Annotated in this window: 15 protein-coding genes; 6 read left to right on the top strand and 9 right to left on the bottom strand. The window is 75.4% G+C overall.

Annotated features, from left to right (window positions below):
• Positions 1-62: 62 nt before the first annotated feature.
• Positions 63-2,831, top strand: a complete 2,769-nt coding sequence (locus tag ACF053_RS03635) for a glycosyl hydrolase (RefSeq protein ID WP_391952282.1) — start codon at positions 63-65, stop codon at positions 2,829-2,831.
• A 57-nt stretch (positions 2,832-2,888) separates the two neighbouring features.
• On the opposite strand, the gene ACF053_RS03630 is transcribed toward ACF053_RS03635, so the two are convergent.
• Both ACF053_RS03630 and ACF053_RS03625 read right to left on the bottom strand, forming a co-directional pair.
• Positions 2,889-3,938: a LacI family DNA-binding transcriptional regulator gene (locus ACF053_RS03630; RefSeq protein WP_391952281.1), complete on the bottom strand. Its 1,050-nt coding sequence runs from the start codon at positions 3,936-3,938 to the stop codon at positions 2,889-2,891.
• A gap of 408 nt (positions 3,939-4,346) precedes the next feature.
• Positions 4,347-5,894 carry a M1 family metallopeptidase gene (locus ACF053_RS03625; protein ID WP_391952280.1) on the bottom strand — a complete coding sequence of 516 codons (1,548 nt, stop codon included), beginning with the start codon at positions 5,892-5,894 and terminating at the stop codon, positions 4,347-4,349.
• A gap of 202 nt (positions 5,895-6,096) precedes the next feature.
• Here ACF053_RS03625 and ACF053_RS03620 point away from each other — a divergent pair, with 202 nt between their 5' ends.
• From ACF053_RS03620 to ACF053_RS03610, 3 genes are all read left to right on the top strand, one after another.
• A complete protein-coding gene (locus ACF053_RS03620) occupies positions 6,097-8,430 on the top strand; it encodes a Xaa-Pro dipeptidyl-peptidase (protein ID WP_391952279.1) in 2,334 nt (777 codons plus the stop codon).
• Positions 8,427-9,725 carry a M14 family metallopeptidase gene (locus ACF053_RS03615; protein WP_391952278.1) on the top strand — a complete coding sequence of 433 codons (1,299 nt, stop codon included), beginning with the start codon at positions 8,427-8,429 and terminating at the stop codon, positions 9,723-9,725. The genes ACF053_RS03620 and ACF053_RS03615 overlap by 4 nt, the downstream gene beginning before the upstream one ends.
• A gap of 613 nt (positions 9,726-10,338) precedes the next feature.
• Positions 10,339-11,976 carry an ABC-F family ATP-binding cassette domain-containing protein gene (locus ACF053_RS03610; protein WP_391952277.1) on the top strand — a complete coding sequence of 546 codons (1,638 nt, stop codon included), beginning with the start codon at positions 10,339-10,341 and terminating at the stop codon, positions 11,974-11,976.
• A 235-nt stretch (positions 11,977-12,211) separates the two neighbouring features.
• Here ACF053_RS03610 and ACF053_RS03605 read toward each other — a convergent pair whose 3' ends face one another.
• The 4 genes from ACF053_RS03605 to ACF053_RS03590 form a co-directional block, all read right to left on the bottom strand.
• A complete protein-coding gene (locus ACF053_RS03605; RefSeq protein ID WP_391952276.1) occupies positions 12,212-12,409 on the bottom strand; it encodes a hypothetical protein in 198 nt (65 codons plus the stop codon).
• Positions 12,410-12,543: 134 nt separating this feature from the next.
• Positions 12,544-14,985 carry a Tex family protein gene (locus ACF053_RS03600; protein WP_391952275.1) on the bottom strand — a complete coding sequence of 814 codons (2,442 nt, stop codon included), beginning with the start codon at positions 14,983-14,985 and terminating at the stop codon, positions 12,544-12,546.
• A 161-nt stretch (positions 14,986-15,146) separates the two neighbouring features.
• Entirely contained in the window at positions 15,147-16,007 is an 861-nt protein-coding gene (locus tag ACF053_RS03595; RefSeq protein WP_391952632.1) for an SCO6745 family protein, read from the bottom strand.
• 48 nt (positions 16,008-16,055) lie between these two features.
• Positions 16,056-16,871 (bottom strand): enoyl-CoA hydratase/isomerase family protein, encoded by an 816-nt coding sequence (locus ACF053_RS03590; protein ID WP_391952274.1) that lies wholly within the window; start codon positions 16,869-16,871, stop codon positions 16,056-16,058.
• A gap of 85 nt (positions 16,872-16,956) precedes the next feature.
• Between ACF053_RS03590 and ACF053_RS03585 the strand changes: the two genes are divergently transcribed.
• Together ACF053_RS03585 and ACF053_RS03580 are read left to right on the top strand one after the other, a co-directional pair.
• Positions 16,957-17,598 carry an HdeD family acid-resistance protein gene (locus ACF053_RS03585; RefSeq protein WP_391952273.1) on the top strand — a complete coding sequence of 214 codons (642 nt, stop codon included), beginning with the start codon at positions 16,957-16,959 and terminating at the stop codon, positions 17,596-17,598.
• 93 nt (positions 17,599-17,691) lie between these two features.
• A complete protein-coding gene (locus ACF053_RS03580) occupies positions 17,692-18,171 on the top strand; it encodes an ATP-binding protein (protein WP_058942622.1) in 480 nt (159 codons plus the stop codon).
• Between the two features lie 57 nt (positions 18,172-18,228).
• On the opposite strand, the gene idi is transcribed toward ACF053_RS03580, so the two are convergent.
• The 3 genes from idi to ACF053_RS03565 form a co-directional block, all read right to left on the bottom strand.
• Positions 18,229-18,822 carry an isopentenyl-diphosphate Delta-isomerase gene (idi, locus tag ACF053_RS03575; protein ID WP_058942621.1) on the bottom strand — a complete coding sequence of 198 codons (594 nt, stop codon included), beginning with the start codon at positions 18,820-18,822 and terminating at the stop codon, positions 18,229-18,231.
• 115 nt (positions 18,823-18,937) lie between these two features.
• Positions 18,938-19,507: a GNAT family N-acetyltransferase gene (locus tag ACF053_RS03570; protein WP_391952272.1), complete on the bottom strand. Its 570-nt coding sequence runs from the start codon at positions 19,505-19,507 to the stop codon at positions 18,938-18,940.
• 324 nt (positions 19,508-19,831) lie between these two features.
• Positions 19,832-20,773 (bottom strand): cation diffusion facilitator family transporter, encoded by a 942-nt coding sequence (locus ACF053_RS03565; protein ID WP_391952271.1) that lies wholly within the window; start codon positions 20,771-20,773, stop codon positions 19,832-19,834.
• Between the last annotated feature and the right edge of the window lie 212 nt (positions 20,774-20,985).

Below are 20,985 nucleotides of genomic sequence, written 5' to 3'. Positions count from 1 at the left end.
TTCCAGGCACTTGAGAGCGCTCTCGAAGCGACCTCCCGCCGCCCTCACTTGAGGTGACCCCCATGAGAACCCCCCGCTCAGGCGTCCTCACCCTCGCCGCGGCCCTCGCCGCCGTGGGACTGACCGGCCCGGCCGCCTCCCCGGCCGCCGCCGCCACGGTCCCGGCCGGCGCGGGCAGTTACTCCGACACCCGACCACCCGGCACCTCGGGCCCGACAACCAACACCGGCGCCCCCGTCACCCCCAAGCTCACCCCGGCCGCCGCCGGCAAGCCGGTCCCGACCAACGACTGGTGGTCCTCCCTCGCCTTCCAGCGCTACGGCGACAACCCGTACTCGACGCCCATGTACGGCCACCCGCTCACGTACCAGGCCACCGCCGCCGGCCTCGACGTGGGCTACCCGACCACGCCCGCCGTCGTCGGCGACGGCCGCCAGTACGAGTTCGCCCACAAGCGGGACCTCACCCTCGGCCTGACCGGCCTCAACGCCCCCGACACCCGGGCCGACGCCTGGTCGGACTGGACCGTCACCCCGTACTGGTCCGACGGCACGCGCACCCTGCGCACCACCATCGGCCACGGCCTGCCCTTCGTGTACGCCAAGGGCAGCGGCGGCAGCGCCAGCGTCACCACCGCCGCCCCGCCCACCGTTTTCGCCGACCAGGGCAACGTCCTCGGCATCACCGTCAACGGTCACCACTACGCCCTCTTCGCCCCCACCGGCACCGACTGGACGGTCTCCGGCTCCTCCCTCACGGCCGGTCTGGGCGGCAAGGACTACTTCTCGCTCGCCGTCCTGCCGTCCACGGACGCCCTGGCCGCCTTCCGGAAGTACGCCTACAGCTTCGTCACCGGCTCCCAGGCCGCCTGGAGCTCCACCGGCGGCACCGTACGGGCCACCTACACCCTCACCACCCAGCCCCAGGAGGGCACGGAGACCGGCACCCTCCAGGCCCTCTACCGCCACCAGTGGCTGCACACCGCCGACCCCCTCACGGCGTACACGTACGTCTCGCCGCGCGGCACGATGAAGGTCCGTGAGTCCCGTACCTTCACCACCGCCCAGCGTGCCGCGGCCGTCCTGCCCGCCCTGCCCCGGGCCTCCGGCACCGACCCGGCCCGGCTGCGCGGCCACCTCGCCGAGGTGGTGAACGCCCCCGACCCGTTCTCCGGCGCCACCGACACCTACTGGACCGGCAAGGCCCTCGGCCGGCTCGCCCAGCTCGTTCCCGTCGCCGAGCAGATCGGCGAGACGGCGACCCGCGACCGGCTGGTCGGCCTGCTCAAGGGCCGGCTCCAGGAGTGGTTCACGGCGGGCGGTCCGAGCGAGTTCTCCTACGACCGGACGTGGAAGACGCTCACCGGCTACCCGGCCTCCTACGGCAGCGACACCGAGCTCAACGACCACCACTTCCACTACTCGTACTACGTCTACGCGGCGGCGATCGTCGCCCAGTACGACCCGTCCTGGGCCGCCGACCCGGCGTGGGGCACCATGGTGAAGACCCTCGTCCGGGACGCCGCCAACCCCAGCCGCACCGACGCCGCCTTCCCCTTCCTGCGCGGCTTCGACGTGTACGCCGGGCACAGCTGGGCCTCCGGCCACCAGGGCTTCGCGGCCGGCAACAACCAGGAGTCGTCGTCGGAGTCCACCAACCTCAGCGCCGGCCTCGTCCTGTGGGGCGCGGCCACCGGTGACACGGCCCTGCGCGACCTGGGCACCTTCCTGCTGACCACCGAGTCCGAGGCCATCGCCCAGTACTGGTTCGACGCCGACCAGCAGGTCTTCCCGGCCTCCTTCGGCCACGACACGGCCGGCATGGTGTGGGGGAGCGGCGCCGCCTACTCCACCTGGTGGACCGCCAACCCCGAGGAGATCCACGGCATCAACGTCCTCCCCGTGACCGGCGGCTCCCTCCACCTCGCCGCCCGCAAGGACGCCATCCGACGCAACATCGCCGAGATGGAGCGCGAGAACGGCGGGCAGGCCGTCGAGTGGCGCGACATCCTGTGGGAGTTCCAGTCGCTCGCCGACCCGGCGGCCGCCAAGGCCAAGTGGGACGCGCAGTACGCCGGGTACACCCCGGAGCAGGGCGAGTCGAAGGCGCACACGTACCACTGGCTCACGACCCTCGACACCCTGGGCGCGCCGGACGCCGCGGTGACGGGCGACCTGCCCACCTCGGCCGTCTTCACCAAGGGCACCGTCCGCACCTACGCCGCCCACAACCACGGCTCGACGGCCCGGACGGTCACCTTCTCGGACGGCGCGAAGCTCACCGTCCCCGCCCGCTCCACCGCCACCGGCACCGGTACCGGCGGCACCGATCCCGGCGGCCCGGGGCCGTCCACCGGCGACACCTTCCAGCTGCGCACCGGCGGCGCGCTGACCACCGCGACGGGGGCGCAGGCCGGCGCCGACACCATCGCCTCGGCCGACGGCGCCAACCACGACGGCACCCCGCACCGGCCGCTCGTCTACGAGGCCAAGGGCGTCAACGGCACCCTGCGGCCCGGGGTCGCGACGGCCTTCCGCCTCCAGGTCGACGCCGGCACGGCCGTCGGCCTCGGACAGCAGGCCCGCGTGAGCTACGACCTCACCGGCGACGGCACCGTCGACCGCACGGAGACCTACCACTACTTCGCGACGGACCCGGTGGCCGGCTGGGAGGAGTACACCCAGGGGCGCGGACCGAAGACGGCGACCGGAACGCTCGGCGACCTCCGCAACGGCACCGTCCGGCTGGAGGTGTGGCACGCCATCGGCACCTCCACGGCGCGCCTCCAGACGGGCACGGACCGGTCGGTGCTGGTCATCCCGTACGCGTAGGGGGTGTCGTGCCGGCCGTCCCGGGCTCCCGGCGTCCGGCAGGACACCCCCCGGCACTCACGCGGAGGCCCGGCGGACCAGCTCCGTCGGCGTGATCACCGAGCCCGGGGCGGCGTCCGTCGCCCCGGGCTCGCCGTCCGGGTGGAGCGCCCGCATCAGCAGCCGCACCATCAGCCGGCCCATCCCCTCGATGTCCTGGCGGACCGTCGTCAGCGGCGGGTCCGTCACCGCGGCGACGGACTCCATGTCGTCGAAGCCGACCACCGCCACGTCCTGCGGCACCCGCAGCCCGCGCTCCCGGAGCACCCGCAGAGCTCCCGAGGCCATCAGGTCGTTGGCCGCGAACACCGCGTCCAGGTCGGGCCGCCGGTCCAGCAGCCCGGCCATCGCCACGGCGCCGCTGCCCTCCGTGAAGTCACCCTGGGCCACGAGACCCGGGTCGCCGTCCAGCAGCACGTCCCGGTACCCGGCGAGCCGGTCGGTCGCCGACGTCTGGTCGCGCGGCCCCGCGATGTGCGCGATCCGCCGGCGCCCCTGGTCGACCAGGTAGCGCACGGCCTCCCGGGCGCCGCCGCGGTTGTCGGCGTCCACGTACGGCACGGCCGGCTCCCCGGTGGCCCCCGGCCAGCCGGGCCGGCCGCCGAAGACGGTCGGCACCTGCACCCGGCGGACGATCGCGGGCAACTCGTCGTCGTCGTGCACGGAGAAGGCGAGCGCGCCGTCGACGTGGCCGCCGCCCAGGTAGCGGGCGATCCGCTCGTAGTCGCCCGCGCCCTCCACCCAGAGCAGCACGAGCTGCGAGTCGTGCGCCGTCAGCTCGCGGCTGATGCCGCGCACCTGCTGCTCGAAGAACGGGTCGGAGAAGATCCGGAACTCCGGCTCGGCGATGATCACCGCCACGGCGCCGTTGCGCCGGGTCACCAGCGTCCGCGCCGCGTGGTTGGGGATGTACCCGAGCTCCTCGACGGCCCGGCGCACCCGGTCCACCAGCGGCCGGCGCACCCCCGCCCCGCCGTTGACGACGCGGGACACCGTCGCCCGGGAGACACCGGCGCGGGCCGCGACGGCTTCGAGCGTGGGACGGGCCCCGGGGGTCGGATCGGGCACAGCGGACTCCTCGGGGCGGTGCGACGCGGCGTACACCGGTCAGAATATCCGGTGGCCAAGGGGGTGAGAGCGCTCTCACCCCCTTGGCCACCGGGGCCCGACCGGCACGGGCGGGCCGAGGCCCCGGCCCGGACGTCGGATCGGAACGTCGACCCGCACCCGCCGGACGGCGACGGACGGGCCGTGGTGGGTTGCCCCCGCAGGGGTCGGCGGCGTCAGCGGGGTGACGTCCGCGGTACCCGAGGCCGCCGACCCCGAGGAGGTGACCCACCGCGGCTCCGACCCCACCCACCGACCGGCGCGCGATGATGTGCCGCGGCAGGCACGCGACGCGCGAACCCCCACCCACCGGATGCCGGGCGCCGCGCCCCAGCCGCCCCAGGCCGCACCGCGCGCCCCCGAGAGCTGTCAGTGGCGGTGGCCTCCCTCGTGGACCGGGTGGCCGGTGTCGTGCACGGTGTTCGTCGCGGCGATCTCCTTCCAGGACTTCGGGGGCGCCGCGGGCGCCGGGTCCGCCACGGCCGGCGCCGCCGACCGCGCGGCCGTCCGGGCCCCCGCGGCGGCCGGGGCCTGCGGCTTCGACGGCTGGTACAGCCAGGTGTCGAAGAGCGTGCCGAGCCGCTCGCCGGAGATCCGCTCCGCGTAGGCGACGAAGTCGGCCACCTCCGCGTTGCCGTAGGCCCGCTCGGTCGGCCAGCCCTTCAGGATCCGGAAGAAGTCCTCGTCACCGATCTCGTTCCGCAGCGCCTGGAGGGCCAGGGCGCCCCGGTCGTAGACGGCCACGTGGAACTGGTCGTCCGGTCCCGGGTCGCCCGGCTTGACCGTCCAGAACGGGTCGTCGGCCGGGCGGGAGGCGTACACCCAGTCCGCCAGCTCCTGCGCGGTGCCCTCGCCCTCCTTCTCGGACCAGAGCCACTGGCTGTACCGGGCGAAGCCCTCGTTGATCCAGATGTCCTTCCACCCCTCGACGGACACGCTGTCGCCGTACCACTGGTGGGCCAGCTCGTGGACGACCACCGAGACGTTGGAACCGCTCGCGAACTGGCGCGGGCTGTAGAAGGGCCGCGTCTGCGTCTCCAGCGCGTACCCGCTGCGCACGTTGGGGACGTACCCGCCGAGGGCGTTGAACGGGTACGGGCCGAAGACCTCCTCCAGCCACTCCGCGACCTCCGCCGTGCGCTCCAGACTGGCCCGGGCGGCGCCCGCGTTCGCCCCGAGGTCCTTGCTGTAGGCGTTGAGGACGGGCAGGCCGCCCGCGGTGGTGTCGGTCGTGATGTCGAACCTGCCGACCGCGAGGGTGGCCAGGTAGGTCGCCTGCGGCTTGTCGGAGCGCCAGTTGAAGCGCGTCCAGCCGAGCCGAGAGCTCTGCGACTGGAGCACGCCGTTGCTGATCGCCTGCGTGCCGTCCGGGACGGAGACCGAGACGTCGAAGGTGGCCTTGTCGAGCGGGTGGTCGTTGGACGGGAACCACCACGCGGCGGAGTCCGGCTCCTGCGCGGCGACCCCGCCGTCCGGGGTGCGGTGCCAGGCGGTCCAACCGCCGATCTTCACCTCGGACGGCTTGCCGGAGTACCGCACGACGACCGAAACCGGTCGGTTCTTCGGCAGCGGGGAAGCCGGGGTGACCTCCAGCTCCTGGGCGCCCGCCGTCCGGAACTCCGCCTTGCGGCCGTTGACCCGCACCTCGTGCGTCGTCAGGCCGAGGTCGAGGTTGAAGCGCGACAGGTCCTGCGTCGGGGTGGCGATGAGTGTCGCCGTCCCCTCCAGCAGGTCCGTCGCCGGCTGGTACTTGAGCCGCAGGTCGTAGTGGCCGACGTCGTAGCCGCCGTTGCCGCTGGCCGGGTAGTAGGGATCGCCGATGCCCGGTGCCCCCGGCTGGAAGTTCGCGGCCGACGCCGGGATCGCCAGCATCAGGGAGGCCGCGATCGCGCCCGGGACGATCAGTCTGCGGTGCACGTAAGACCCTCCAAGTCGTAGAACGATCTGATGAGCTGAACGCTATTCAGCTAGGCGGTCGCAGTCATGTCCATGGCCCCCGCCGTCACACGATCGCCATCCGGCCGACATGAGCCCCCCGCACCCGCTTCTGTCCCCTTGGTCGGCGAACGCCCCCTATCGCCCTCTTCTGCACGGGAGTTGACGGCAGTACCGTCCGCCCATGCCGATACGCACGCGGAGATCCCTCCCCCACGCCCTCGGCCCCGCCGCCCGCACGGGCGGGACCCCCACACCCCGCGGAGCGCTGGCCGTGACCGTCGCGGCCGCCCTGGCCTCCGTCCTCCTCCCGGCCGCCGGCGCCCACGGCGCCCCGCCCCCGCGCCCCACCGAGTCCCGGCCCGTCCACTCCTACGACGACGCCGTCCGCGAGTCCGTCTGGGTGGACACCGGTCTCGACGGCGACGGTGACGGCAGGACCGACCGGGTGGCCGCCGACATCGTCCGGCCACGCGCGACCGCGCACGGACTGCGCGTCCCCGTCATCATGGACGCCAGCCCGTACTACTCCTGCTGCGGCCGCGGCAACGAGAGCCAGAAGAAGACGTACGACGCGAACGGCGCCCCCGTCCTCCTCCCGCTCCACTACGACAACTACTTCGTGCCGCGCGGGTACGCCTACGTCGCCGTGGACCTCGCCGGGACCAACCGCTCCGACGGCTGCGTCGACGTCGGCGGCCGCTCCGACGTCCTCTCCGCGAAGGCCGTCGTCGACTGGCTCGGCGGGCGCGCCCGCGCCTACACCACCCGCACCGGCACGACCCGCGCCCACGCCACGCGCTGGTCCACCGGTGACACCGGCATGATCGGCAAGAGTTGGGACGGCACGGTCGCCAACGGCGTCGCCGCGACCGGCGTCCGGGGCCTGCGGACCATCGTGCCGATCGGCGCCATCTCCTCCTGGTACGACTACTACTTCAGTCAGGGTGCCCCCCTCTACGGCTCCGGCCCCGACCGGCTCGCGCACCACGTGAACAGCGCCGAGGCGCGCGGGCGCTGCGCCTCCGTCCAGCGCCGCCTCGTCGAGGGCGCCCCCCGCTCCGGCGACCGGACCCCGCTGTGGGCCGAGCGCGACTACGTCCCCGACGCCTCCCGAGTCCGGGCGAGCGTCCTCGCCGTCCACGGGCTGCAGGACCTCAACGTCCGCAGCGGGCACCTCGGCCGGTGGTGGGACGCCCTCGCCGCGCACGGCGTCGAACGGCGGATCTGGCTCTCCCGGACGGGCCACGTCGACCCCTTCGACTTCCGCCGCGCCGCGTGGGTCCGCACCCTGCACCGGTGGTTCGACCACCATCTCCTCGGATACGACAACGGCGTCGACCGGGAGCCGATGGCCGACGTCGAGCGCGCCCCGGACCAGTGGACCACCGACCGCGCCTGGCCGCCGGCCGCCACCGCCGCCACCACGCTGCGCCCCGCACCGGGCCGGACCCCCGGCGGCCCCGGCACCCTCGGGCTCGGCCCGGCACCGGCCGGCGCGACGGCGGCGTTCACCGACGACCCGTCGCTCGGCGAGCTCGACTGGGCCGCCCGGATCGACACCCCGACCCCGGCGAAGACCGCCTTCACCACCCGTCCCCTCACCCGGGACCTGCGCCTCGCCGGATCGGCCGCCGTGACGGTCACCGCCACGCCCGACACCACCAGCGCCCACCTGACGGCCGTCCTCGTCGACGTCGGACCGGCGACCATCCGCGACTACACGGCGCCCGGTGAGGGGATCACCACCCTCGCCCACCGCACCTGCTGGGGAGCGAGCACCCCCGGCGACAGCGCCTGCTTCAAGGAGACCGCGGCGAGGACGGCGGACGTCGACTTCACCGTCGTCAGCCGCGGCTGGGCCGACCTCGGCACGTGGGCCGACCCGGACCGGGGCCGCCCCCTCACCCCGGGCGCCGCGCACACCCTCACCCTCGACCTGCACCTCACCGACCACGTCGTCCCGGCCGGGCACCGGCTCGCGCTGGTCGTCGCGGGGACCGACGAGGGCCTCATGGAGGCACCGCCGTCCAGGCCCACCCTGACCCTCGACCTGACCCGCACGGACGTCCGCGTCCCCGTCGTCGGCGGTGCACCCGCCTTCGCCCGGGCCACCCTCCCGACCCCGCCCGGCCCGCCCATCGCGGCCCCCGGGCCAGCCGCGGCCCCCGGGCCTGCCGCGGGCGCCACCGCCGGCCCGGTCCCGGCCTCCGGCGATGGTTCCGGCCGGGTCCCGGTCGCCGGTGACAGCTCCCGCCCAGCGCTCGGCCCCGCCGGCGGACCGGCCGTCGCCGCCGCCGGGCCCCTCGCAGGTCCCGCTGCAGGCCCCTATGACGGGCCCGCCACCGGATCCGCCGCCTACCGTGCCGCCGACGCCGTCGCCCTGCCCGCCACCGGCCCGGTCGCCGGCCCCGTCGACGGGGCGGCCGTCCCGCGCGGGGCCACCGCCCCGCTCACCGGAGTGGCCGCGCCGCTCCCGCCCCGCACCCGTCCCCTGCTCCCGGGAGCCGCCCGATGACCCTGCGCCGGCGCACCCTGGCCGCCCTCGCCGCCTGCACGACCGCCCTCACCCTGCCGCTGACCGCGCTCGGGCCCGCCCAGGCCACCCCGGCCGGCCCACCGCCCCGCACCGGTTTCGAGGCCAGCGGGGGTGCCCGCTGGACCACCCTCGACGAGGAACAGCGCTTCCTCGCCGCCGTCGACCGGGGCAGCGACCGGGCCACGCTGACCATCATCGGCACCACCCGCCAGGGCCGCCCCCTGCGGCTGGTGCGGGTCACGGCGTCGCCCGCCGCGCCCACCACCGTGCTCCTCGTGTGCAGCCAGCACGGCGACGAGCCGTCGGGCCGCGAGGCGTGCCTCACCACCGTCCGCGACCTGGCCCACGCCCGGGACGTGCGCACCCGCGACTTCCTCGCCCGTACCACCGTCCTCGTCGTCCCCACCGCCAACCCCGACGGCCGCGCCGCCGACACCCGCCACAACGCCGACGACATCGACGTCAACCGCGACCACATCGCCCTGCGCACCGCGGAGGCCCGCGCCCTCACCCGCGTCCTGCGGGACCACCGCCCGCACGTCGTCGTCGACCTGCACGAGTACGGCTCCACCCCGCCGTACTACGCCAAGGACCTGCTCTCCCTGTGGCCCCGCAACCCCAACACCGCCACCGCCGTCCACGACGAGGCGCACACCCTCTCCGAACGGTACGTCCGCCCCGCTGCCGCCCGCGCCGGCTTCAGCACCGGCGTCTACGGCATCTGGACCGACCCGGTCACCGGTGAACCGATCCGCCAGGTCGCCGGCGACGGCCAGGAGCGCATCCTGCGCAACACCACCGGCGTCAAGCACAGTGTGGGCCTCCTCGTCGAGACGCGCGTCGAACCCCTCGCGTCCACCGGAAGAAACGATCCGGCACCCGACAACCGGCGGCGCGTCGACAGCCAGCTCGCCGCGCTGGAGGGGACGTTCGCCCACGTCACCCAGCGGCGCGCCCGGATAGCCGCCGCCACCGCGACGGCCCGCGTCGCCGGGTACGCCGACCGCGGCCCGGTCCTGCTGGGCGGCGCCGACAACGACCCGCCCGAGCCGTCCGAGGTCCTCGCCGACCCGCCCTGTGCCTACCGGCTCGACGCCGCCCAGTACGCCGAGTGGGGCGACGAACTGGCCCTGCACGGCATCCGGTCCGTCCCCGACGGCGACGGCCGCCTGGTGCCGCTGCGGCAGTCGCTGCGCGCGCTGGTGCCGCTGCTGCTCGACGCCCGCGCTGCCTACCACGTCACGGCCGCGCGGCCGGTACCGCGCTGCCACTGACCCCACCGGCTACCCGGTGCCGCCCCCGCGCGGGGGCGGCACCGGGCCCGCCGCGCACGGAGTCCGGACCGGGCGGCAGCCCGCCGCCGCCCGGACCCGCGACCACCCGGCATCCGGCCACCCGGTCCCGTACCGCCCCGCATCCGGCCGCCCCCCCCCGCAGACCGCTCCGGCCAGGCCGCACCCGGTCCCGTACCGCCCCGGTCAGGCCGTCCCGGCCGGGCATACCCACGCCGTCTCGTGCCGCCCGGCATCCGGCCTCCCCGGTCCCACCGCGCCGGTTCGACGGCCCCGGCCTCGGCCGCACGCGGTCCCGTACCGCCCCGGTCAGCCCGCCCCGGTCAGACCGCCCCGGCCGGCCGCACCCACGGTGCGTACCGCTCCGGTCCGGCCGCACGTGGTCGCTCGCCGCCCGGCACCGGCCTCCCCGGCACGTCGCGCCGGTCCGACCGCTCTCGGTCCGGCACCGCCCGCGTCCGGCCGCCCCGGCCAGGCCGCACCGGGTCCCGCACCGCCCCGGTCAGGCCGCCCCCGGCCCCGTGCCATCCGACATCCGGCCGGCCGCCCCCGTCCGGCCGTGCCCGGGCGGGCCTGGCCTAGGATCGACCTCCTGATGACTGCCACCCTCGTCGCCAAGAACCTCGCCGCCGGGCACGCGGAGCGCTCGCTCTTCACCGGCCTCGACCTCGTCGTCGCCCCGGGCGACGTCATCGGACTCGTCGGTGTCAACGGCGCCGGCAAGTCCACCCTGCTCCGGCTCCTCGCCGGGCTGGACGCGCCCGAGGACGGCGAGGTCCACCTCTCACCCCGCACCGCGGCCGTCGGCCACCTTCCGCAGGAGCCGGACCGCCGCCCCGGCGAGACCGTGCGGGCCTTCCTCGCCCGCCGCACCGGCGTGGCCGCCGCGCAGGAGGAGATGGACACCGCGACGCAGGGCCTGGTCGACGGGGCGCCCGGCGCCGACGACGCGTACTCCACCGCCCTGGAGCGCTGGCTCGCCCTCGGCGGCGCCGACCTCGACGACCGGGCCGAGGAGACCGCCGCGGCCCTCGGCCTCACCGTCGGCCTCGACCAGCCGATGACCGCGCTCTCCGGCGGCCAGGCCGCCCGCGCCGGACTCGCCTCGCTGCTGCTCTCCCGCTACGACGTCTTCCTGCTGGACGAGCCGACCAACGACCTCGACCTCGACGGGCTGGAGCGGCTGGAGGGGTTCGTGCGCGGCCTGCGCGCCGGGACGGTGGTCGTCAGCCACGACCGCGAGTTCCTCGCCCGTACCGTCACCAAGGTCCTCGAACTGGACCTGGCCCAGGGTCGCACCGCCCTCTACGGCGGCGGCTACGAGGGGTACCTGGAGGAGCGTGACACGGCCCGCCGGCACGCCCGCGAGGAGTACGACGAGTACGCCGACAAGCGGGCCGCCCTGGAGGGCCGCGCCCAGATGCAGCGCTCCTGGATGGACAAGGGCGTGAAGAACGCCCGCCGCAAGGCCGGGGACAACGACAAGCTCGGCCGCAAGTTCCGCAGCGAGGCGAGCGAGAAGCAGGCCGCGAAGGCCCGGCAGACCCAGCGCATGATCGAGCGCCTGGAGACGGTGGACGAGCCGCGCAAGGAGTGGGAGCTGCGCATGGAGATCGCCGCGGCCCCCCGCTCGGGGGCCGTCGTGGCGTCCCTGCGCGACGCCGAGGTGCGGCGCGGTGACTTCGCCTTCGGACCCGTGACCCTCCAGGTCGACTGGGCGGACCGGATCGCCGTCACCGGTGCCAACGGCGCGGGCAAGTCGACCCTCCTCGCCGCCCTCCTCGGCCGCCTCCCGCTGGACGCGGGCCACGCCTCCCTGGGCTCCGGCGTCCTCGTCGGCGAGGTCGACCAGGCGCGCCGGCTCTTCCACGGCGAGGAGACGCTGCTCGACGCCTTCTGCGCGGCCGTGCCCGACACGGAACCGGCCGACGTGCGCACGCTCCTCGCGAAGTTCGGGCTCAGGGCCGCCCACGTGATGCGGCCGGCGACGACGCTCTCCCCGGGCGAGCGCACCCGCGCGGCCCTGGCACTGCTCCAGGGCCGGGGCGTGAACCTGCTCGTGCTGGACGAGCCGACCAACCATCTGGACCTGCCCGCCATCGAGCAGCTGGAGTCGGCCCTCGACGCCTTCTCCGGCACCCTGCTGCTGGTGACGCACGACCGCCGGATGCTGGACGCCGTCCACGTCACCCGCCGCGTCGAGGTCGCCGACGGCAAGGTCACCGAGATCTGACACACCCGGCCCACCCGGCCGGTCGGCCCGCGCCGGTGCGGACGGGGCCCCGCGCCGGTACGGAGGGGCGGGCGGCCCCCCGCGACGGTAGGGACGGACCCCGCCACGGTCGGGTCGGGCCCCGCGACGGCCCGGTCCCGCCCCCTCGGGCCGCACGTCGCGCGGGGTGTGGGCGGCCGCGCCGCCGCGACGGGCCCGCCGCGCGCGGCCCGGCGGGCGGGGACCGTGGCTGCCGCTACGGGCGGTCCTCGATCTCCTCGTACGTGTCGAAGGAGTCACGCGCCGCCTCGTCGGTCGCGGCGCGGTCGGCCCGGTCGCGCTCCGGGCGGCCCTCCACGCCTCCCGGCTCGTCGGGGTCGTCCCCGCGCGCCCGCCGCCGCTCCTCCTCGCGGTGCTTCCTGACCTCTTCCGGCTTGTCCCCGATCTGGTTCATGACCGCCTCCGTCCAGCCGCCGCGCGGTGCGGCGACGCGGCCAGACTCACACGCCCCGCGCGCCCCCGCACGTCGACCGGTACGAGGACGGGGCGGGCGGGGGAGCCCCCCGCCCGCCCCGGTACCCGTGCGGCTCAGCGGCGGTTCTTGCCCCCGCCGTCGAGCAGGCCCGCCTTGCGCAGCGCGTCGGCCATCGCGCTGTTGCCCGGCGCCGCGGCCCGCCGGTCGCCGCCGCGGTTCCCGCCGCGCTCGCCACCACTGCCGCGCTCGACGCCTCCGCCGGCACCACCACCGCGCTCGCCACCCCGGCCGCCGCGCCGGTCCTGGCCGGCCGCGGCGCCCTGGCGCTGCTGGGGCGGGCGGGGGCCGCGCTCGCGGCGCGGACCGCCGGACCGCCCGTCCGCCGCGGGCTCGTCGTCCAGGCGCAGCGTGAGCGAGATCCGCTTGCGCGCCCCGTCGACCTCCAGGACCTTCACCTTCACCACGTCACCGGGCTTCACCACGTCGCGCGGGTCCTTGACGAAGGTGCGCGACATCGCCGACACGTGGACCAGGCCGTCCTGGTGCACACCGACGTCCACGAACGCGCCGAACGCCGCCACGTTGGTCACGACGCCCTCCAGCACCATCCCCGGCGCGAGGTCGCCGATCTTCTCGACGCCCTCCTTGAAGGTGGCCGTCCGGAACGCCGGCCGCGGGTCGCGCCCCGGCTTCTCCAGCTCCCGCAGGATGTCCGTCACCGTGGGCAGACCGAACGTCCCGTCGACGAAGTCGTCGGCGCGCAGCGACCGCAGCACCCCGGTGTTGCCGATCAGGGAGGCGACCTCCCCGCCGGTCGTCTTCACCATCCGCCGCACCACCGGGTAGGCCTCCGGGTGCACGGCCGACGCGTCCAGCGGGTCGTCGCCGCCGCGGATCCGCAGGAAGCCCGCGCACTGCTCGTACGCCTTCGGGCCGAGCCGCGGCACGTCCTTCAGGGCCCGACGCGAGCGGAACGGGCCGTTCGCGTCCCGGTGCGCCACGATGTTCTCCGCGAGGCCCGCGCTGATGCCCGACACCCGCGACAGCAGCGGCGCGGACGCCGTGTTGACGTCGACGCCGACGCCGTTCACACAGTCCTCCACGACCGCGTCCAGCGAGCGGGACAGCTTCACCTCGGAGAGGTCGTGCTGGTACTGGCCGACGCCGATCGACTTGGGGTCGATCTTCACCAGCTCGGCCAGCGGGTCCTGGAGCCGCCGCGCGATCGACACCGCGCCGCGCAGCGACACGTCGAGCCCGGGCAGCTCCTGGGAGGCGAACGCCGACGCCGAGTACACGGAGGCGCCGGCCTCCGAGACCATCACCTTGGTGAGCCCCAGCTCCGGGTGGCGGGCGAGGAGGTCCGCGGCGAGCCTGTCCGTCTCGCGGGAGGCGGTGCCGTTGCCGATGGCGACGAGCTCGACCGCGTGCTGCTCCGCCAGCCGCGCCAGTCTCGCCAGCGACTCGTCCCACTGGTTGCGCGGGACGTGCGGGTGAATGGTGTCGGTCGCGACCACCTTGCCCGTCGCGTCGACGACGGCGACCTTGACGCCCGTGCGGAAGCCGGGGTCCAGGCCGAGCGTCGCCCTCGTCCCGGCGGGGGCGGCAAGCAGCAGGTCGCGCAGGTTCGCGGCGAAGACCCGCACCGCCTCGTCCTCCGCCGCCGTGCGCAGCCGCAGCCGCAGGTCGATGCCGAGGTGGACGAGGATGCGGGTGCGCCACGCCCAGCGGACGGTGTCCGCGAGCCACTTGTCGGCCGGCCGGCCCCGGTCGGCGACGCCGAACCGCCTGGCCACCGTCCCCTCGTACGTGGACGGGCCCTCCCGCGGCTCCTCCGGCTCCAGGACCAGGTCGAGCACGTCCTCCTTCTCGCCGCGCAGCATCGCCAGCACCCGGTGCGAGGGCAGCTCGGTGAACGGCTCGGCGAAGTCGAAGTAGTCGGCGAACTTGGCGCCCGCCTCCTCCTTGCCCTCCCGTACCCGCGCCACCAGGCGGCCGCGCGTCCACATCCGCTCGCGCAGTTCGCCGATGAGGTCGGGGTCCTCCGAGAACCGTTCGGTGAGGATGGCGCGGGCGCCCTCCAGCGCGGCGGCCGGGTCGGCGACGCCCCGGTCGGCGTCGACGAACGCGGACGCCGCGGCGAGCGGCTCCGTCGACGGGTCGCGCAGCAGCCCGTCGGCGAGCGGCTCCAGCCCCGCCTCACGGGCGGTCTGCGCCTTGGTCCGCCGCTTCGGCTTGAAGGGCAGGTAGATGTCCTCCAGGCGCGCCTTGGTGTCGGCCTCCCGGATGCGGGCCTCCAACTCCGGTGTCAGCTTGCCCTGTTCGCGGACGGAGTCCAGGACCGCGGCGCGGCGGTCCTCCAGCTCCCGCAGGTAGCGCAGCCGCTCCTCCAGGGTGCGCAGCTGCGCGTCGTCGAGCGTCCCGGTCGCCTCCTTGCGGTACCGCGCGATGAACGGCACGGTCGATCCGCCGTCCAGCAGCTCGACGGCCGCCCTGACCTGCCGTTCCCGTACGCCGAGTTCCTCGGCGATCCTGCCTTCGATGGACGTCGTCACGGTTGTCCCGACCCGCCTTCTCGTGCCTCGGTTGCGCTCGCATTCTGCCTGTTCAGGGCGGGACGTGTCGCGTCTGCCCCCGCGCCCCGGCGCGCCCGCCCGCGGCGGGGCGCCGCGGGCGGGCGCGTGGCGGGTGGGCGGGCGACGCGGGCGGGCCGGGGTCAGCCCTGGCCGGTGAGCCGGGAGGGGAAGGCGCCCGCCGCGGCCGCCGCCGTGAGGAATCCCCTGGCCAGCTCGGTGAGCCGGGCGACGCCCTCGGCGCCCAGGTGCTCGTAGGGGGCGGCGTCCAGCCGGTCCGTGTGGGCCTCCACCTCCTCGCGGAGGGCGGCGCCCGCCTCGGTCAGCCCGCCCTCCGCGTCCAGCAGTCCGCGTCCGCGCAGCCGCTCGACCGCGGCGTCCCAGTCGGCCTGCTCCCAGCCGCGGGTGGCGAGCACCCAGCGCGGCGAGATGCCCGTACCGGTCGCGGTGTGGCTCACCACGGCCTCCAGCGGGTCGAGGTCCGCACCGAGCAGCGCCGCGAGGTGCGCGTCGCCGCGGTGCTCGCGCAGCAGCGTCGCGCCGTGCCAGAACGCGAGGTGCGGCGCCTCGGGCACCGGCAGGTCGGCGTGGGCGGCGTAGAGCGGGCGGCCGTGCCGGGTGCACGCCTCGGTGGCGCGCAGTGCCAGCCGGGCCGCCTCCGCCATCCCGTCCGAGGCGGCGGCGTCGCCGAGCAGCCGCCGTACGGTCGCGTCGGCCGCCCGCAGCCGCGCGGCCAGCACGTCGGCCGGGGACGCGGTGTCCCACACGGCGGGCAGGTGCCGGGCGACGAGGGCGTGGTTGAAGTTGTAGAAGGCACCGGCGACGACACCGGGCCCGACGGCGCCCATGGCGGCGGCCCGGCCCGCGAAGTAGGCGGCGTGCGGGTCGGCGACGCCCACGCCCGCCAGCTCGGCGGCGAACTCGGGGGAGAAGTAGACGGTCGAGTGGAGCAGGTTCACCGGGTGGTGGCAGCGGCGCACGGCCCGGGGCGGGAGAGTCGTCATCGTCATGGCCCCACGTTACCGACTGGTCGGTACGGGGCGTAGGGTCGGTCAGCCCCGGTACGTGAAGCGCGGTTCCCGCCGCTCCAGGAACGCCGCGACGCCCTCCGCGCGGTCGCCGCTCGTACGCGCCTGCTCCGCCCAGTGCTCCTCGCGTCCGGTGCGCCCGTCCGCGTACTCCTTCGCGGCGGCCTGCGTGAGCAGGGACCGCGAGGTCAGGACGCGGAGGAACGCCGCGACCCGCTCGTCCAGGCCGCCGGCGGGCAGCAGCTCGTCGACCAGGCCCGTGCGCAGCGCCCGCTCGTCGTCGATCAGCTCGGCGGAGAAGAGCAGGTACTTGGCGGTGGCCGGCCCGACGAGGGAGGCCAGACGGCGGGTGGAGGAGGCCGGGTAGACGATGCCGAGCTTCGCGGGCGTCACCCCGAAGCGCGCACCGGCCTCGGCGAAGCGCAGGTCGCAGGCGGCCGCCAGCTGGCAGCCGCCGCCCACGCAGTACCCCCGCACCGCGGCGAGGGTCGGCCGGGGGAAGGCGGCGAGCGCCTCCTCGGCGCGCACGGCCAGCGACTGCTGGCGGTCGTCCGGCCGGCGCAGCGCGGAGATGTCGGCCCCGGCGCAGAAGGTGTCGCCGTCGCCGGTGAGCACCAGCGCCCGTACGTCGCGGTCCGCGGCCAGCTCGGCCAGCAGTTCCGGCACGGCCCGCCACATGTCGGCCGTCATGGCGTTGCGCTTCGCCGGGTTGCTGATGACGACGGTCGCGACGCCGTCGGCGACGCGGTGCTCCAGCCGGGGCCCGCGCGCTGCGCGCGCTGCCTGCGGTGGCTGCGGGGGGCGGGACTCCTGCGGTACCTGCGACGCCTGCGGCTCCATGCGTCGGATGCTATCCGGGAGGCCCGACCGTACGATCAAGAAGGGGGCGCCGCGACAGTCGTACCGAGGGAAGCGAGGCGCACCGATGCGCGACACCACCCACGATCCGGGCCGCGAGGGGAAGCGGCTGAGTCGCAGTTTCGGCCGGCTGGCGCTGCTGGGGGCGGTCCTGGTGCTCGGCGGACTGTTCGGCCTCGTCTACACGGGCCTGGCCACCCTGACGTCCATGCTGTTGTTCGGCTGGCTGCTGCTGATCGGCGGCGCGGTCGGCCTGCTGCACGCGTTGGAGTCGCGCCGCACCGGATCCTTCTGGCTGGCCGTGGTGGTCGCCGCGCTGAACATCGCCGCGGGGTTCGTCGTGATCCGCCACCCGGCCGAGTCGGCCGAGGCGTTCACCATGTTCGCGGCGCTCCTCTTCCTCACCGGTGGCGTCTTCCGGCTGGTGGGCAGCGCGGTGGTGCGCGGACCGCAGTTCGGCTGGACGCTGCTCCAGGGCGCCTTCGGCGTCCTGCTGGGCCTGCTGGTCCTGTTCGGCTGGCCGGAGAACAGCCTGTACGTGCTCGGCACGTTCTTCTCCCTCGCCCTGCTCTTCGACGGGCTCGGCCTGATCGCCATGGGGCTGGGCGGGCGCCGCGTGGTCGGCCTGGTGGCCGGGGGGATGGCGCCGCACGAGGAGCACCGGCGTCCAGAGGCGCCAGAAACGGATCCGCACCGGCCGGAGAAGTAGAAATACCGCTCAATTGCGAGCTGAGTACGCCGATAAGCGGTCACTTGCGGTCACAGCCTCGGCTGTCCCCTCCGGGGGCCAACACTCTGACGCGTGGCGACAATCGAGCACGAGGGTGAGAGCCGGACCGCGCCGGGCCGCGGAGGCGTCCCGGCCCGGCCGCCGTCGTACGAAGGGGTCTGGCGCTTCACCGCACCCGCGGTGGACGCCTCCGTACCGCAGGCCCGGCACGCCGTACGCGACCTGCTGGAGCATCAGGGGGTACCGAGCGGCGGAGACGTCGCCCAGGGCCTGCTCCTGATCGTCTCCGAGCTGGTCACCAACGCCGTGCGGCACGCGGCACTGCTCTCCCCGCAGGTGTCGGTGGAGGTCGCGATCGGTCCCGCCTGGGTCAGGGTGGCCGTCCAGGATGACCACCCCTACCGGCCGAAGGCGCTGGAGACCGACTACGCGCAGACGGGGGGCCGGGGCCTGCTGCTGGTCCGCGAGATCACCCGCGAGGCGGGCGGCACCTGCGACGTCGAGCACACCGCGACCGGCGGCAAGACCATCTGGGCCGCCCTGCCCCGGTGACGGACGGGGCGCCCCCGGCCGTACCCGGCCGTCAGGCGCCCCGCGGGACCGGCGGGCTCACCAGCCGCCCGTGGCCCCCGTCAGCTCCTTGATCGCCGGCCGGGCCGCGTCCAGGACGGTCATGAACCAGGCGGAGAACGGCGCGCTCGCGTGCCGCTCGGCCAGCTCCTGCGCCGTGACGAACGCCGTCTCCTCGACCTCCTGGGCGTCCGGCCGCAGCGGAGCCTGCACCATCCCCACGAAGAGGTGGTTGAACTCCTGCTCCACCAGGCCCGAGTCCGGGTCCGGGTGGTTGTAGCGGACGGTCCCGGCCTCGGCCATCAGCGACGGCGACACCCCGAGCTCCTCGAACACCCGCCGCGCGGCCGCCGTGAACGGCGCCTCGCCCGGGTACGGGTGCCCGCAGCAGGTGTTCGACCAGACACCCGGTGAGTGGTACTTGCCGAGCGCCCTGCGCTGGAGCAGCAGCCGCCCCTCCTCGTCGAAGAGGAACACCGAGAACGCCCGGTGCAGCTGCCCCGGCGCCTGGTGCGCGGAGAGCTTCTCCGCGGTGCCGATGGTGCTGCCGTCCTCGTCGACCAGTTCGAGCATGATCGTGGGCGCGGATCCGTTCGACGAGCTGTTCGCCTCGGTGGCAGGTGTGGTCGGCATAACCATCCTTCGCATCGATTCTCGGCCCTGTGGGGCAATCCTCAGTCTGCCGTACGGGGGGCGCCCGTCGGCACACCGCGCCCGCGCCCACCCGGCCGAACGCGCGGCCGTCGGCTCACACCCCGAACGCGGGCGGGTAGGTGATCGTTCCCGAGGGCGGCCGGTCCGAACCGTCCGGCACGAGCGCCATCATGGCCGCGTCCGGCACGTCGAAGGACGGCCGGATCCCGTACCGGGACGCCGGTGCGAAGCCGAAGCGCGGGTAGTACTCCGGATGGCCGAGGACCAGCACCAGCCGCTCGCCGCGCAGCCGCGCCGCCTCCAGGACGGCGCGCACCACCGCCTCCCCGGCGCCGCGCCGCTGGTGCGCGGGGGCCACCGCCACGGGGGCGAGCGCCGCCGCCGGGGCGTCACCGACCCGGCACCGGGTGATCAGCGCGTACGCGGCCACGGAACCGTCGGGCGCCTCGGCGACGTACGACAGGCCCGGCAGCCAGGCGTCGGGGTCGGCGCGCAGCGCGTCGACGAGGTCCGCTTCGGCCGGCGTCGGGAAGGCCGCGGCGTTGACGGCGTGGACCGCCGCGCGGTCCGCGTCCGTCTCGGGGCGGGTCGGCCAGCGCGGACCCGGAGGGGAGGAGGGGGACGAGGCAGTGGAGGGGACGTCGTGGGAGTCGTCGTGGGACAACGTGGAAGCCCTTGCGTGAGGAGGGTCCCCGGTGTCCGGCGTCCTGCCGTCAGCCGGACACCGGGGAGGGGAAGGAGGGACCGAACGCGTCGCCGTGGAGGGCGGCGCCGACCGTGGCGGTCATCGTCCTCGACTCCTCTCCCTGCCGGTGTGCGGGTCTTCCCGCCGCAGCCTAGCAGCGTCCGTCCGACGGCCCCCGGGCCGCCGGACGGACGCTGCGGTCCCGCCGGGTGCCCCCGAGCGGCCCCCCGGCCGGAGCCTCGGGCGGCGGGGGGGCGTCCGGGGCCTGTCCGAGGGCCGTCCGGGGCCCGGACGGGCGTCCCGTCAGTGGCAGAAGCCGGCCTCGTGCTCCGCGTGCCCGCCGGGCTCCAGCTGGAAGGTGCAGTGCTCCACGTCGAAGTGGCCGACCAGGCACTCCTGCAAGGAGTGCAGCATCTTCTCGTGCCCCGGGCCGTCCAGCGCGCTCGCGTCGACCACGACGTGCGCCGACAGCACGGGCATCCCCGACGTGATCGTCCACGCGTGGAGGTCGTGCACGTCCTCCACGCCCGGCAGCGCCAGCAGGTGCGCCCGGACCTCCGTCATGTCCACGCCCTTCGGTGCGGACTCCAGCAGCACGTCCAGCGTCTCGCGCAGCAGCCGCAGCGTGCGCGGGACGATCATCATGCCGATGACCAGCGACGCGATCGGGTCCGCCGCCTGCCAGCCTGTCGCCAGGATGACGCCCGCCGCCACCAGCACCGTCACCGAGCCGAGTGCGTCCGCCAGCACCTCCAGGTACGCGCCGCGCACGTTCAGGCTGTCCTTGCGCCCCCGCGTCAGCAGCGACAGCGACACCATGTTGGCGGCCAGACCGACCAGCGCGAAGACGACCGTCAGGCCGCCCTTCGTCTCGGCCGGGGTGACGAACCGCTGGACCGCCTCGAACAGGACGTAGCCGCCGGCCCCGAGCAGCAGCAGACAGTTGGCGAGGGCCGCGAGGATCTCGGCGCGGGCGTAACCGTAGGTGCGGTTCGCGGTGGCCGGACGGTTCGCCATGTGGATGGCGAGCAGCGCCATGCCGAGGCCGACGGCGTCCGTGGCCATGTGCGCCGCGTCCGCGAGCAGCGCGAGCGAGTCGGCGAGCAGCCCGCCGACGATCTCGACCACCATCACGCCCAGCGTGATGGTCAGGGCCACCCGCAGCCGCCAGCGGTGCGCGGCTCCGGCCGTACCGGTCGGCGGCGGTCCGCCGTGCGTGTGCCCGTGGTCGTGCCCAGCCCCCATGGGGTCGCCTCCCGATCAGGTTGGTGACTGCCTTCCGAGCGGTCAGTCAACTACGGGTGGGGGGTATGGGCAAGCTGAGGCTGAACACCGTTGTCATCCCCTCTGACCTGGGCGTCCTCACCGGGACGTCCCGCCGCCCCGGCCGCTGTCCCGGCCCGCCCGCCGTCCCTGCCGGCCACCCCTGCCGACCACCCCGACCGCGCCTCGCGCCC

It is taken from the genome of Streptomyces kanasensis (assembly GCF_043077165.1).
GTDB lineage: Bacteria > Actinomycetota > Actinomycetes > Streptomycetales > Streptomycetaceae > Streptomyces > Streptomyces changanensis.
This window is presented reverse-complemented; position numbering and strand designations above follow the sequence as displayed.